Origin of the sequence: Solihabitans fulvus (assembly GCF_008386585.1) — a bacterium.
Classification (GTDB): Bacteria; Actinomycetota; Actinomycetes; order Mycobacteriales; family Pseudonocardiaceae; genus Solihabitans; species Solihabitans fulvus.
The window spans coordinates 275,299-290,797 of the sequence record NZ_VUOB01000041.1 but is presented as its reverse complement, the minus strand read 5'-3'; the positions used below and the strand labels follow the sequence as shown (position 1 = coordinate 290,797).

General features: G+C 70.2%; 3 protein-coding genes. All 3 read right to left on the bottom strand.

Annotated elements, in window-relative coordinates:
- Position 1 precedes the first annotated feature (1 nt).
- The gene (locus F0L68_RS23240; protein WP_149851746.1) at positions 2 to 8,896 is read right to left on the bottom strand and encodes an RHS repeat-associated core domain-containing protein; all 8,895 of its coding nucleotides are present in this window, start codon (positions 8,894 to 8,896) and stop codon (positions 2 to 4) included.
- A 205-nt stretch (positions 8,897 to 9,101) separates the two neighbouring features.
- Positions 9,102 to 10,610, bottom strand: a complete 1,509-nt coding sequence (locus F0L68_RS23235; RefSeq protein ID WP_149851744.1) for a glutamate synthase subunit beta — start codon at positions 10,608 to 10,610, stop codon at positions 9,102 to 9,104.
- Positions 10,603 to 15,171, bottom strand: coding sequence for a glutamate synthase large subunit (gene gltB / locus F0L68_RS23230; protein WP_149851743.1), 4,569 nt, complete (start codon positions 15,169 to 15,171; stop codon positions 10,603 to 10,605). The genes F0L68_RS23235 and gltB overlap by 8 nt, the downstream gene beginning before the upstream one ends.
- Between the last annotated feature and the right edge of the window lie 328 nt (positions 15,172 to 15,499).

The following is a 15,499-nucleotide window of genomic DNA, read 5'->3' as shown; positions in this document are numbered from 1 at the left end:
TCTAGCCTCCTAGCTTGAAATGGAGCAATGGATAGGCGGCGGCGCTGAAGTAGTGCTCAGCACCGTAACCCTTTTCGGAGCTTGTTGGGCGAGTAATGTAGTCATAGCCGTGCGGCTCACCAGCACCCCACATGCTGCTGTGGCGATCCATGAACTTTTCGGCCTCATCCGGAGACATGTCACTGACATGAATCTGCCTGAGCCGATTGAGACTCGATCTGTCGATAGCAAACTCGACGATCTCCGTTTCAATCCCCCGCTTTCGCAGGCCTTGCTGATAAGTGAGCGCGTCTTTCTGATTATCCCAGGAATAGACTCCTGGACCGAATTGGGCGCGTTCCGGGTCGGTGGGCCACGGCGCACCACCGTTTCGGAGTCGGTTGGCATCCTCATGACTCTGCGCAGTGTAGAAGTAGACAAGGTCGCGGCCGTCATCCGGGAACTGGCATCCGCCAACCCTGGGGACGAGGCATCGATCATCGGGTCTGCTTCCGGTGTCATTAGTCGGGGCCGAGGTGTCTGTGTGTGTTTCACGGTCAGCCTCGCTGACCTTGGTGTCTTCCTTTGTGTACTCGCCGTTCTTGTTCGTGACGTGGTCGTCGCTCGGGTCTACGCGGTAGTCGGGCAACCGCGGTTCAACCGTTGTGCCCTCGCGCGGAGGAGCGAGATACGTCCGCGCGTTGATCAGCCATGCCGGCGGCGGCGGTGGCTTGGGCGCCTGCATCGACGGGCGCGGTGCGCGATGTCCTGGCCCGACCCACGGTCCAATGGGGGGAGCCACCGGCGTGTCGTCCGAAGGCGGGTCGTCACCTGTCGTCGGGTCGCCGTGGGACCAGTTGCATCCGTTGGCGTAGTACTTGCACTTCCCGATCGGAACGGTGTCGTCGAATCCGTTGTCGTTGCTGGGACCGGTCCTCGGCTGTGTGTCCACCGCCACCGGGTCGGCGCACAGGACATCACCGACGGCACCACCCAGCAAGCCGCCGCCGATCATCCCCCACGGCCCGAGGAAGCTGCCGGCAACCCCGCCGATGATGTGACCGGCCAAGGAGCACAGCGGGTTGTGGCCACTGGGGTCGACGAAGCCCAGCGGGTCGTTGTTGCCGTAGGCGTAACGGTTTCCGGCCGCCGAGGGGGTCTGGTTCAGCGTCCAGTCGTCGCGGCTGGTGAACTGGCCCGAGGAAGGCGCGTACCAGCGGGCGGACATGTTGACCGAGCCGGTGTCGGCGTCGGTCCAGCCGCCCTGGTAGCCGAGCGGGGACGCGTCGCCCGACGAGCTGGTCACCTTGCCGAACGGGTCGAAGCCGCGCTGGCCGTCCACGAAACTGCTGGAGTACCTGGCGACCACGTCTCCGTGGCGGTCGGCGTAGAGCAGCTTGCCCTTGCCGGTGTTGCTCACCGCCTTGTCCGACAGCGCAGAACCGTCCGGGAGCCTGCTGATCAGCCTCACGCCGTCGGACACCGGCTGGTTGGACGTGCCGGCATAGGTGAACGCGCTGCCGTTGCGGGTGGCCACCCGGTCCAGGGCGTCGTAGGCGTACTGCGCGGCGCCGTCTGCGGTCAGGCGATCGAAGGCGTCGAACGACTGTTTGCGGGTCGCACCGTTCTGGGTGACGGACGCGACCGTGCCCCGCGCGGTATAGGTGTAGGCCGCGCCTCCGCCGGACTGTAGGCGGTTGCGTTCGTCGTAGCTGTAGGTCGTGCCGCCCTCTGCGGTGCGGTTGCCCGCGTCGTCCCAGCCGTAGGTCGTGACCTTCCCCGACCCGTCGGTCCACGACGTGAGGCGGCCCACGCCGTCATAGCCGTAGGCGTTGGCGGCGACCCCGGCGGTGCCGGTGGTCTTCTTCGAGGTGAGCTTGTCGTCCAGGTCGTAGCCGTAGTCGTTGCCCACCAACACTCTCGGCGGCGTGCTCGGGTCGACGACCTGCTGAACCTGGTCGGAACTCAACCGCCCCAACGCGTCGTAGCTGAGATTGCGCCCGACCCGTTGCGCCACAGCGCGATCCGCGATCGTGGCGACCCGGCCGGCCGCGTCGTAGCCGTAGTCCACGGTCCGTCCGGACAGCGGGTCGATCACGCTGGACAGACGGCCGGCCGCGTCGTAGCCGAAGGTCGTGGCTCCGGTGGCGTCGGTGCGCGACGTGAGCATTCCGTCGCCGTTGTAGCCGTACGTCGCGTTGCCGCCCGGCCCCTTCGACTCCAGCAGGTTGCCCCGGTCGTCGTACCGGTAGGTGGTGTCGCCGCCCGGCCCACCCGCCCGGTTCAGCCGGCCGACCGCGTCGTAGCCGAGGGTGCGGTCGGGGGTCGCGGACTCGGCGCCGCTGCCGTGCTCCACGGTGAGCCTGGACTGCGCGTCGTACTCCCGGCTCCTGGTCACCCCGCCCGGCTTCACCAGCAGCGCGACCTGGCCCGCGGCGGCGTAGGAGGTGGTCCAGGTGCGGTCGGCCGGGTTGGGCGCGGTGGCGGTGGCCGCCTCGACCACCGACTCCGGCATGCCCCATGAGTTGTAGCTGTAGTCGGTCGCGTGGCCGTTGCCGTCCACGAACCTGCTGCGGTTGCCTACCTTGTCGTAGCCGAAGGACGTCGTGATCGACTTGTTCGCGTCGACCTGCTCGGTCTGCCCGGCGAGGTGGTTCAGCGCGTCGTAGCCGTAGGTCGTGACCCTGCCCTGCGCGCTGGTGGTGCTGGCCACGTTGCCGTTGCTGTCGTAGCCGATCGTCGAGGCCCGCTGTTCCTTGCCGCCGACCGACTGCGCGGTCCGCGTCTGCCGGCCGAGCAGGTCGTAGCCCGTCGTCGTGACCAGGCCGGTCGGGTCGGTGACGCTGGCCGGCCTGCCGACGATGTCGTACGCCGTGGTGACGGCGCGGTTCGTCGGGTCGGTGCTGGTGATCGCCTCGCCCGCGACGTTGTAGGTCCGGCTGCTGACCGCACCAAGCGGCGACTTCGTGGACAGCAGGTCGCCCGCGTCGTCGTAGGTCGCGGTCGTCGTGTAGTAGACCGTGCTGCCCGACGAGCGGTCGGCGCTGGTCGAGGTGAGCCTGCGCCCCAGTTCGTCATACGTGGACTGGGTTTCCGCGCCGCTCTGGTCGACCTGCGACGCGAGTTCGCCCGCCCGGTCGAACCGATAGGTGAGCACGCTCGGGCTGTCCCCGACCTGAGGCAGCGTCGTCGTCAGGACCCTGCCGTACGGGTCGTAGGTCCTTACGGTGACGCGGCCGAGCGGGTCGGTGGTCTTCACCGCGTTGCCGGCGTGGTCGTAGTCGACGCGCGTGGTGGCCGTGATCGGTTGGCCGCCGGGCGGCGTGTAGCCGGGCAGCGTGCCCGAGCTGACCCTGCCCATCGAGTCGTACGCCGTTGCGGTGACCCCGCCGTTGCCGTCCATGGCCTGGGTGGTCTCGCCGAAGGCGTTGTGCCCCAGGGTTTCCGTCCGCGCGACGCCCGCCGTGCGGACGCCGCCCTGCCAGACGTCGACCGGCGGGTGGACGGTGCTCTGAAGCGCCCCGCTCGCGTCGTAGCCGAACGAGGTGGTCAGCTGCCGCCGGTCGGTCGCGGTCTGCACGAGGCCGCGCTCGTCTCGGGTGACCGTGGTGGACAGCGCCGTGGACACGTCGAGGAATGCGTCCTCGCGGAGGAGCAGGTTGGTCGGGCCGTAGGTGTAGTTGGCGGCCTCCACCCGGCTCGGGTCCGCCGCTCCCCTGCGCTCCACCCTGGTCTGGTTGCCGTCGGCATCGCGCTGGTAGGCGGTGCTGCGGTTGAGGCCACTCGGATCGAACGTGCTGCTGGTCAGGAACCCTGCGGCGTCGAACGTCTGGGAGGTCTTGCGCCCGCCCGCCGTGATCCGCTCGGTCGGGTTGCCCGCCGGATCGTAGGAGCGCTGCTCCAGCAGCACGTCCCTTGGCCCGCTCGGCGACTGGTAGCCGTTGCGGGTGGCCGACGCCAACAGGCCGTCGTCGTAGTAGGCGTAGGTGGTCTGCCGCCCCATCGCGTCCTTGACGGTGGCGAGCCTGCCGGCCTGGTCGTAGCCGAGGAACTCCAGCGCCAGGCTCGTGGACCCCGGCACCTGCGGGTCGACGCCATTGCCGCCCGCGCTGCGGCCGAGCAGCCTGCCGTCCTCGTCGAACTGCGAGGTCCAGGCCGTCCCGTTGACGTCGGTCACCGACCGGGTCAGCCCGTCGTCGAGGTAGGAGCGAGTTTCCTTGCCACCATCGGGAAAACTGGTGCCGACGAGCCTGTCCTGCGCGTCGTAGGTCATCGTGGTGGTGCGCGCCTGGTCGCCGCCCGCCGTCGCCGGCAGGGTGTCGCCGACCGTGGTCTCCAGCGTGTTGCCGTTGCCGTCGTAGCGGTACGTGGCGACCGAGGCGTGGGTGAGTCCAGTGATCGGGTTGGCGATCGCCGGGCCGGTCACCTTCGCCAGCTGCGACAGCGGGGTGTACTCGTAGCTGGTGGTGCCGAACGCGGTGCCGCCGCCGTTGGCCAATGTCACCGTGCGCTGACGGCCGATGACGTCGTAGCCGTACCTGACGTGCAGGTTGGTCGGGCTGACCAGCTCGGCGAGGTCGCCGTTGGCGCGGTAGGCCAGGCTGGTGACCTGGCCGCGCCGTCCGGTGCTCCTGATCAGCAGCCCGGCTGGGACCTTGCCGCCATCGACGGCGTCCTCGCCGCCGGTGGCGTAGCCGAGCGTGGCGACCGGCTGGGCGGTCAGGCCGGCCGGCGTCGGCGAGGTGGTGCGCAGCAGCCTGCCCGCGGTGTCGTAGTCGAACGTGGTGCGGTACGTGGTGTCGTCAGGTCCAGCGGAGCGAGCGTCCGAAGTGGACGCCAGCTTGTCCCTGCGCGGGTCGAGCGGGTTGGCCGAGCTGACGTAGCTGAAGTAGCTGGTGTTGCAGGAATTCTTGGCGCGACAGGTGGTCTTGCTCAGTACGTTGCCGCGCGCGTCGGTGGTCTGCTCGACGCGGTGGCCGAGCTCGTCGACGGTGGCCGACGCGAAACCTGCGGTGTTGTACTCGTATTTGCGGGCCTTGCCGTCGTGGATCTGGCTGACGAGCCTGCCGCCGTTGTCGATGTCGAAGGTGTAGCCCCAGTCGCGGTAGCTGCTCGGGCCGTGCAGCACGGCGGTGCGGAAGGAGTCCTGCACCGTCGGCGGGTCCATCGTCCAGGTGCGCCCCTGGTGGTCGACCAGGCTGCGGACCCGGTCGTTGGCGTCGTCGTAGGTCAGGGCGGCGAACTGGCGATTGTCCTGCGGCAGCACGATGTTCGTCAGTTCGTCGATGGCCTGGCCGGACGCGAAGTGCTGCTTGGCCGCGAGCGGGCCGAGCGGGTGCAGATACAGCGCGACCTCGTCGATGGCACCCTCGAAGTAGAAGTCGCCGCCGTTGGTCGCCGGCCAGCCCGCCGTCCGCCCTGCGCCGACGGTCAGCTTGCCCTGCTGCCGGTGGTCGACGAAGCCCTTCAGCTGGGCGCCGACGGCCGCGCCGTCCAGGTACAGCACCTGTGTGTCGATCGCGGCGGACAGCACGGCGTGGTGCCACTTGCCGTCGTTGACCTGTGGCCCGGTGATCTGCCTCGGCCCGCCGTTGTCGCGCAGCGAGAAACCGCCGTACAGCAGGCCGTCGGTGCCGACGTACAGCACCGGGGTCGATCTCGACGGCGAGCCTGTCGGGAAGGACTGGTCGGCGTAGCTGAGCAGGGTGCCGTGCGAGGTGGTCTTGAACCACAGTTCCGCCGACAGCGACATCGTCGCGGTGGTCAGGTTGTCCGGCAGCGTCACGTAGCTGCTGTTGCCGTCGAAGGTGCCGGCCCGGTCCGCGGTGCCGCCGAGCGCGCCCGCGCCACCGAGCACCACGCCGTGCTGCTTGCCCGCGTCCGCGCCGTCCTTGCGCGCGGTGACGTTGACCATCGTGTCGCCGTTGGTCTCGCCGAACCGCCAGTACGCGCGCGGGTTGTCGTCCAGCACGGTGCTTCGGTAGTGCGATCCGCTGGTGTAGTTGTAGGTCGTGCAGTTCGGCGACGCGCCGGGCTGGCACACCTTGGTCAGCCGGTCGCCGTCATTGGTGTAGGTCCACGTCAGGGGCTGGCTGTTCGCGTCCGGCGCCTGCGTCTGCACGGTCGCCACGTGCGCGCCCTGCCAGGCGAGCGTCAGGTACCGGCCGCTGACGTCGTTGGTGATCCTCGTGGCATGGTCGCCGGTGTAGTCGAGGTGCTCGGTGAGCCCGCCGGGGTCGGTGATGGTGACCAGTCGCCCGCGCAGGTCGAAGGCCCACTGGCCGCCCGAGGTGTCGCGCAGGGTGTAGACGCCGGTGCGCTCGTCGTAGACCAGGTCGGCGGCGACGCCGACCGGCGGCGCGAAGGACTTGTCGGGGTTGCGGCCGAAGCGCGTCTGCCGGCCGCTGGGATAGGTCACCACGACGTTACCGGAGCCGTCGCCATCCTCGGCGAGCCGCATGTCCAGCCTGGACGCCCAGCCGAGCCCGAAAGCGGTGTCCCGCCTGGGATCCAGGCTGTTGTAGGTGCGCGCGATCGTCAGGTCCGGCCCGACGGTCGGCACGGAGACGTCGGTGGCCGAGGTGGAGTAGTTGCCGATGCCGGGGTCGAGACCGGGGCCGTGCGCGCTGTCAGGGCTGCCGGCCAGGTGTGAGGTGATCTGCGGCTGCGGAACCCTGGTGGTGAACGATAGTTGGCCCGCGCCGACCCAGAACGGCGTCGGGTCGACGGTGTCGTAGACCTTGACGCCCCAGTAGTAGGTTTTGCTCCAGCTCAGCGGCGCAGGCACCCAGGACTGCGCGGTCCAGTCCGACTCCTGGCAGCCCGAGGTGAGCGCGGCGTCGGTGCAGACCCGGAACTTGTAGGTCAGGCCCTTGCCCGGCCAGTTGTCGGGGTCCATCCCCTCCGCGTAGAGGGTCGGGGTGACTGACTCGACGGTCGCGCCCGCGCCGGGCTGCTGGAGGTTCGAGGTCGGCGCGACGTTGCTGACCTTCAGGCTCATCAGGCCGTACGGCACGCCGTGCACCGACGCGAAGTCCTGGCCGTCCGCCGTGAACATCGTCAGGTAGACCTGGTAGTCGCCGGGCGCGAGTGGGTCGATCGGCACGTCGAAGACGCCGGTCTGCATCGGGGCGACGTCGGCCCGCCAGCCATTGGCGGTGCGGACGACGGTGTCGCCCTGCTTGACGATGTAACCGAACTGGCTGCCGCCGCCCTGCGACCACGTCGACGAGCCGAGGTTGGTGACCTTCGCGGTGAGCCTGCCCGCCCTGGTGTTGGTCGGCAGCAACACATCCGTCACCTGGTAGGACGCGCCCTCCGGGGAGTAGCGCACGTCCAGGTAGGGCTGGTTGGGCGTGTTGGCCGAGGCGAACCGCTTCCAGCCGAGCTTGTCGGTCTCGTCGGTCGCGCGGACGCTCAGGCCGTTTTGCAGCGCGGTGCCGTGCGCCCACCTGGTCATCAGGTCAGGGTCGAGCGGCAGGCCCTCCCAGCCCGGCGCGGCGCAGGCGGGATCCTTGTCGTAGCCGTGCGCGAACGCCTTGGTGGACAGGGCCTGGCCGACGGCGGGGCCGGGGAAGCGCAGGCCGCCACTCCACGGCTCGGTGACCTCGAAGACGGTGACCGGCCGCGCCTGGCAGGAGTACGAGTAGATGTTGTCCAGGTCAAGCGTCGCGCCGACGATGTACTGATTGCGCAACGAGTTCAGCGCGTTGCCGAAGTGCAGGTAGGCGCGGGCGATGTCGCTGCCACCGTCGTAGGAGCCCACCGCGAGTTCGGGGTCGGCGGACTGGTCGCGCGTGCCGTGGCTGGTCTGCACGTAGGTGTCGTCGGTGTCGGCGTTGAACCGGTCGACCGAGGGGTCCAGCGTGACGGGGAAGACCCTGGCGGGGTCGCGCAGCCACGCCGTGTCCAGGTCGACCCGCAGCGTCCAGGTCGAGGCGTCCACCCGGTCGAGCGCGTATCGGACGCCGTTGGATCTGGCCGGCAGCCCCGAGCGCTGGTCGATCTTCGACTCCGCCAGGTAGCCCGCCGGGATCGTGCCGACGATCGTGCCGGCGTCGACGAGGTCGATGCCACCCGCTGCGTTCGGCTTCGGTTCGAGGCCGGTGGTCCGCACGGTGAAGGCGTAGGAGTTCGGCGCGGCCGGGGAGGCCAGCACCAGCTCCTCCTTCGCTCCGGAGTTCGTCGCGGTCAACCGGAGATCGACACCCGGCCGCACGCCGGGGTAGCCGGCGGCGACGCCCGCCGTCTTGGCCGGCACGTCGGCGGCGTCCCGCATCGAGTAGCTGATCGCGTGCGTCGCGTCGAAGGCGAGCCGGACCAGGGCGGCGTCCCCGCTGGTCGGCGCGAAGCTCACGGCGACCGGCCCGGCCTTCGGCTGATAGCGACCGGACGGGTCCTTGGTGAGCTGCTGGTCGGCCTGCTGCCAGCTGCCGTCTGGCCTGCGCACGCTGTTCTGGCCGGCGTGCACGCGCAGGGTGCGGCTGCCGTCGGGGTTGTCGAAGGTCTCGGTGTTCGCGGTGCGATCCTGTGGCCGCTCGACGGCCTTCTGGTCGATCGCCGGCCGGTCGGACCGCTGCGTGACGGCGGGGGTGACGTGCTTTTTCGGGTCTGCATCGGGTTGCGCCACCGGGCGGTGCTCGGCGGCGTGGTCGGGCACCGCGCCGGCCGGGCGGGCGGTGCGGCGCTCGGGTGAGCCGAGCGTCGCCTCCGTGTCGCCGCTGGCCTGGTCCGGCCGCGTCGCCGAACCGGTGCGCTGCTCGGGGGCCGTCCGCTCGGCGCCGGCCGGCAGCGCGCCCGCGCCGCCGCCGACCGAGAACTGGTCGGCCGAGGAGGCGGCCAGCGTGATCGTGATGATCAGGGCGATGGCCGCGACGGGCCATTTTCGGGCAGCACGAGACCCGCGCACACGAGACACGCATTCCCCCAAGGACTTGCCGGAGAGCACCCGGACCGACGGTCTGACTTCAACCAGATCTCACACGCAAAACCGCTTTGACGCAAACAAACGCGACATTCTCGACATGCGCGCGACGATCCGGTAGAACCCGCGACCAGGCGAAACACAACGGAGCCTCCCCGCCGGGCTGCGGCGAGGAGGCTCCGTGGTGGACGAGGTTGGGTCAGACCACCGCGAGCGGCAGCTGGTTGGGGATCACCGGGGAGGGCAGCTCCGAGGAGCCGGTCAGGAAGGTGTCCACGGCGTTGGCCACCGAGCGGCCCTCGGCGATCGCCCAGACCACCAGGGACGCGCCGCGGTGCGCGTCGCCGCAGACGAACACGCCGGGAGACTCGGTCTGCCAGTCCGATCCGCAGGAGATCGTGCCGCGTCCCGTCAGCGGGACACCGAGGCCGTCGAGCAGGGGCATCTCCTCCACCCCGGCGAAACCGATCGCGAGCAGCACCAGGTCCGCCGGCAGCACCTCGACCTCCTCCGAGACCGGGACCACCGAGCGCCGGCCGGTGGCCGGGTCCTTCTCCACGCGGACGCGGCGCAGCTCGATCGCGCGGACGTTGCCGTCCTCGTCGCCGACAAACCGTTGCACCGCAACGGCGAACTTCCGCTCGCCGCCCTCCTCGTGCGCGGGGTAGGTGCGCAGGATCCACGGCCACACCGGCCACGGCGAGCGCTCGTCGTCGCGCTGCGACGGCGGCTGCGGGTACTGGTCGAGCTGGGTCACGCTGGCCGCGCCCTGCCGGGTCGCGGTGCCGTAGCAGTCCGCGCCGGTGTCGCCACCACCGATGATCACCACGTGCTTGCCGGCCGCGTCGATCGGGCTTGGGCCGTCGCCCTCGCAGGCTCGGTTCGCGGGCACCAAATGTTCCATCGCCAGGTGCACGCCTGCCAGGTCGCGGCCGGGCGTGGTCTGGTCGTCGCGGCCGCGCAGCGCGCCGACCGCGAGCACCACCGCGTCGAACTTCGCCCGCAGCTCCTCGACGGTCAGGTCGACGCCGACCTCGCAGCTCGTGACGAACTTCGTGCCCTCGGCGCGCAGCTGGGCCAGCCTGCGGTCCAGGACCTTCTTCTCCATCTTGAACTCGGGGATGCCGTACCGCAGCAGCCCGCCGAGCCGGTCGTCCCGCTCGTACACGGTGACCTCGTGGCCCGCCCTGGTCAGCTGCTGGGCGGCGGCCAGCCCGGCCGGGCCCGAGCCGACGACGGCGACCTTCCTGCCGGAGGACACCGTGGCCGGGCGCGGGCGCACCACGCCGTTGTCCCAGGACACGTCGGCGATGGCCTGCTCGACCCGCTTGATCGCCACCGCTCCCCCGGCGTCCGGGGTCAGCGCGAGCACGCATGCGGCCTCGCACGGCGCCGGGCAGAGCCGGCCGGTGAACTCGGGGAAGTTGTTGGTGGCGTGCAGTCTCTCGCTCGCCAGCCACCAGTCGCCCCGGCGCACCAGGTCGTTCCACTCCGGAATGAGGTTGCCGAGCGGGCAACCGGCGGAACCCGAGTGGCAGAACGGGATTCCGCAGTCCATGCACCTGCTCGCCTGGGTGCGGACCTGTTCGTCGCGCACCGCGGGTTCGAGGTTCGCGTAGACCTCGTGCCAGTCGCCGAGCCGCTCGTCGGCCGGGCGCTTGCGGGCATCGGCCCGCGAGTGCTTCAGAAAACCCTGTGGGTCAGCCACGGGACGCCTCCATGATCGCCTCGTCCACGTCACGGCCCTCGGCGCGGGCGATCCGCACCGCTTCGAGCACGCGCTGGTAGTCGCCCGGCATCACCTTGGTGAAGGCCGAGGAGCGCCTCGGCCAGTCGCCGAGCAGCGAGGCGGCCACCGTGGAACCGGTGAGCTGGTGATGCCGTTGGACAATCTCCCGCAGCCAGCGCAGGTCCTCCGCGCCGGGCCGCTGCAACTGGACCATCGCCGGGTTCACCGAAGCGGGGTCCAGGTCGAGCACGTAGGCGATGCCGCCGGACATGCCGGCCGCCAGGTTTCGCCCGGTCGGCCCGAGCACCACGGCCCTGCCGCCGGTCATGTACTCGAAGGCGTGGTCGCCGACGCCCTCGGCGACGGCCACCGCACCGGAGTTGCGCACGCAGAACCGCTCGCCGACCCGGCCGCGCAGGAACAGCTCGCCGCCGGTCGCGCCGTAGCCGATCACGTTGCCGGCAATGACTTGCAGCTCCGCCGCGAAGGGCGCGTCGGGGTGCGGGCGGACGATGATCCGGCCGCCGGACAGGCCCTTGCCGACGTAGTCGTTCGCGTCGCCGACCAGGTCGAGCGTGATGCCGGCCGGCAGGAACGCGCCGAGCGACTGGCCCGCCGACCCGGTCAGCGTGACGCCGATCGTGTCGTCGGGCAGTCCCTCGCCGCCGTAGCGCCTGGTGACCTCCGCGCCGAGCAGCGTGCCGACCGTGCGGTTCACGTTGCGCACGGGCAGTTCCAGCCTGACCGGGTGGGCGTCCTCCAGCGCCGCCTCGGCGAGCTGGATGAGCGTGCGGTCCAGGGCGTGCGCGAGCCCGTGGTCCTGGTCGCGGACCTTGCGCCTTGCCGAGGGCTGCGTCAGTTCGGGCACCGCGAACACCGGGCTCAGGTCGAGGCCGCCGGACTTCCAGTGCTCGACCGCCTCGTCGGTGTTGAGCAGCTCGGCGTGCCCGATGGCCTCGTCGAGGGTGCGGAAGCCAAGCTGGGCAAGGAGTTCCCGCACCTCCTGCGCGACGAACTCGAAGAAGTTCACCACGAACTCGGGCTTGCCGGTGTACCGCTTGCGCAGCTCGGGGTTCTGCGTGGCGACGCCGACCGGGCAGGTGTCCAGGTGGCACACCCGCATCATCACGCAGCCGGCCACCACCAGCGGCGAGGTCGCGAAGCCGTACTCCTCCGCGCCGAGCAGCGCGGCGACCAGCACGTCCCGGCCGGTCTTCATGCCGCCGTCCACCTGCACGGTGATCCGGTCGCGCAAACCGTTGAGCAGCAACGTCTGCTGCGTCTCGGCGAGGCCGATCTCCCACGGCGTGCCGGCGTGCTTGAGCGAGTTCATCGGCGAGGCGCCGGTGCCGCCGTCGTGGCCGGAGATCAGCACCACGTCGGCGTGCGCCTTGGCGACACCCGCCGCGACCGTGCCGACGCCGACCTCGCTGACCAGCTTGACGTGCACGCGGGCCTGCTCGTTGGCGTTCTTCAGGTCGTGGATCAGCTGCGCGAGGTCCTCGATCGAGTAGATGTCGTGGTGCGGCGGCGGCGAGATCAGCCCGACACCGGGCGTGGAGTGTCTGGTGCGCGCGATCCACGGGTACACCTTGTAGCCGGGCAGCTGCCCGCCCTCGCCGGGTTTCGCGCCCTGCGCCATCTTGATCTGGAGGTCGGTCGCGTTGACCAGGTACTCGCTGGTGACACCGAACCGGCCGCTGGCGACCTGCTTCACGGCCGAGCGCCGCTCCGGGTCGTAGAGCCGCTCGCGGTCCTCTCCACCCTCGCCACTGTTGGACCGGCCGCCGAGCCGGTTCATCGCGATGGCAAGGGTTTCGTGCGCCTCGGCCGAGATGGAGCCGTAGGACATCGCGCCGGTGTTGAAGCGCTTGACGATCGCGCTGACCGACTCGACCTCGTCGAGCGGCACTGGCGGCCGTTCGTCGGTGCGCAGGCCGAACATGCCACGCAGCGTGCCACCCTCCCTGGCCAGCCGCTCGACCTCGGCGGTGTACTGGCGGTACACCTCGTCCTGGCGGGTCTTCGTGGCGTGCTGCAACAGGAAGACGGTCTCGGGCGAGAACAGGTGCAGCTCGCCCTCGCGGCGGTAGAAGTACTCGCCGCCGACGTCGAGCCGCCGGTGCACCCGGTCGGTCGGGTTGTCCGGGTAGGCCGCGCGGTGCCGCAGCGCGACCTCCTCGGCGAGCACCTCCAGCCCGACGCCGCTTAGCTTGGAGGTGGTGCCGGTGAAGTACTCGGCGAGCAGGTCGGTGGACAGGCCGACGGCCTCGAAGGCCTGTGCCGCGGTGTACGCGCCGACCGTGGAGATGCCCATCTTCGACATGATCTTGAGGACGCCCTTGACCAGCGCGGTCACGTACTGCCGCACGGCCTTGCGCGCCTCGACGCCGCTGACGGCGCCCTGGTTGATCAGGTCCTCGATGGTCTCGAAGGCCAGGTACGGGTTGACCGCGGCCGCGCCGTAACCCAGCAGCAGCGCGATGTGGTGCACCTCGCGGGCGTCGCCGGTCTCGACGACGAGCGCGACGCGCAGCCGCTCCTTGGTGCGCACCAGGTGGTGGTGCACGGCGGAGACCAGCAGCAGCGACGGGATCGGCGCCATCCGGTGGTCGGAGTCGCGGTCGGACAGCACCAGCGTGCGCGCGCCCGCGGCGATCGCCTCGGACGCCTCCCTACGCACCCGCTGGATCGCCTCGACGAGCGCCAGTCCGCCACCGTCCACTTGATACAGTCCGGAAAGGACGGTGCAGGCGAAGCCGGGCAGGTCGCCGTCGTCGTTGACGTGGATGAGCTTGGCCAGCTCGTCGTTGTCGATGACGGGGTAGTTCAGCTCGATGTGCCGGCAGGACACCGGTCCCGGTTCCAGCAGGTTCTGCTCCGGCCCCATCACCCGCGACACCGAGGTGACGATCTCCTCGCGGATCGCGTCCAGCGGCGGGTTGGTCACCTGGGCGAAGTTCTGCACGAAGTAGTCGTAGAGCAGCCTGGATCGCCGGGACAGCGCGGCAACCGGCGTGTCGGAGCCCATCGAGCCGAGCGGCTCCGCGCCGGTCAGCGCCATCGGCGCGAGCAGGATCCGCAGCTCCTCCTCGGTGTAGCCGAAGGTGAGCTGCCGGCGCACCACGGACTCGTGGCTCTGCACCACGTGTTCGCGGTCGGGCAGGTCGGCGAGCTGGAGCAGCCCGGCGTGCAGCCACTCGTCGTAGGGCAGCTCGGCGGCGAGGCCGGACTTGACCTCGTCGTCGTCGACGAGCCGGCCGGCGACGGTGTCCACCAGGAACATCCGGCCGGGCTGGAGACGGCCCTTGGCCACGATCTGGTCCGGCGGCACGTCCAGCACGCCGGTCTCGCTGGCCAGCACCACCCGGTCGTCGGCGGTGCGCCACCAGCGGGCCGGGCGGAGGCCGTTGCGGTCCAGCACCGCGCCGACGAGCGAGCCGTCGGTGAAGGTCACGCAGGCCGGGCCGTCCCACGGCTCCATCAGGCTGGCGTGGAACTGGTAGAAGGCGCGGCGCTTGGGGTCCATCGTGGCGTGGTTCTCCCACGCCTCGGGGATCATCATCAGCACGGCGTGCGGCAGGCTGCGGCCGCCGAGGTGCAGCAGTTCGAGGACCTCGTCGAAGGACGCCGAGTCCGAGCCGTCCGGGTCGCAGATCGGGAACAGCCGCGAGAGGTCGCCGGGCACCTTGTCGGAGACCAGCAGCGCCTCGCGGGCGCGCATCCGGTTGCGGTTGCCGCGAATCGTGTTGATCTCGCCGTTGTGCGCGACGTAGCGGAACGGGTGCGCCAGCGGCCAGGACGGGAAGGTGTTGGTGGAGAACCTGCTGTGCACCAACGCGATGGCGCTGGCCAGCCGCTCGTCCACGAGGTCGGGGAAGAACACCGGCAGCTGCCCGGTGGTCAGCATTCCCTTGTACACCAGCGTCCGCGCGGACAGCGAGGGGAAGTACGTGCCGCAGCCGACGAGCCCGGTGTCCCGCTCGGCGCGCTTGCGCAGGCAGAAGGTCAGGCGGTCCAGCTCGATGCCGGCGGGACATCGGCCCTGCCCGTCCGGGTTGCCGGCGACGAACAGCATGGCGAAGTGCGGGATGACCGACCGGGCGGTCGGGCCGACGTCGGCGCCGTCCGGGTTGACCGGCACGTCGCGCCAGCCGAGCACCCGGAGGCCTTCCTCCTCGGCGATCCGGCCGATCAGCGAGACGGCGGCGGCCCGCCGCTCCTCGTCGGCCGGCAGGAACGCGATGCCGGCCGCGTAGCCGTGCTGACCGGCGGCGTCCGGTTCGGGCAGCTCGAAGTCGACCACGGCCCGCAGCAGCTCGTCGGGGAGCTGGAGCAGGATGCCGGCGCCGTCGCCGCTGGTCGGCTCGGCCCCTGCCGCGCCTCGGTGTTCCAGATTGGCCAACGCGGTCAACGCGTCGGACACGATGCCGTGCGAGCGCCGACCTCGAATGTCGGCCACCATCGCCACACCGCAGGCATCACGCTCAGCGGTGGGGTCGTACAGGCCCTGCGGGCCAGGGATGGCGGAGAAGATCACAGCGCAGACCTCCCTCGTCGTCCTCGTGAGCCCGCCACCGAAAGGTGTCGAGCTCAGTTGGGAACTTGTCCTCGTGCTCAGTCCTGGGAACTGCCGGTTTCTGGGCACGGGACGACGGTGGCCCGCGTGTTGACGCGACTTTAACAGCCGCGAAACGCCAAGACACCCGCCAATGGGTGATCTCGGTCATTGACACGTAACGATTGGGCTGATCCAGGCGATACGCCCGCCAACACCCCGACGCCGTGTTTGCGCTGGTCAAGCATAACTCAGCGCCGCGACGACGGCCGGCTAAGAGCTCCTAACACGATGACTGTCCGACGGAGTG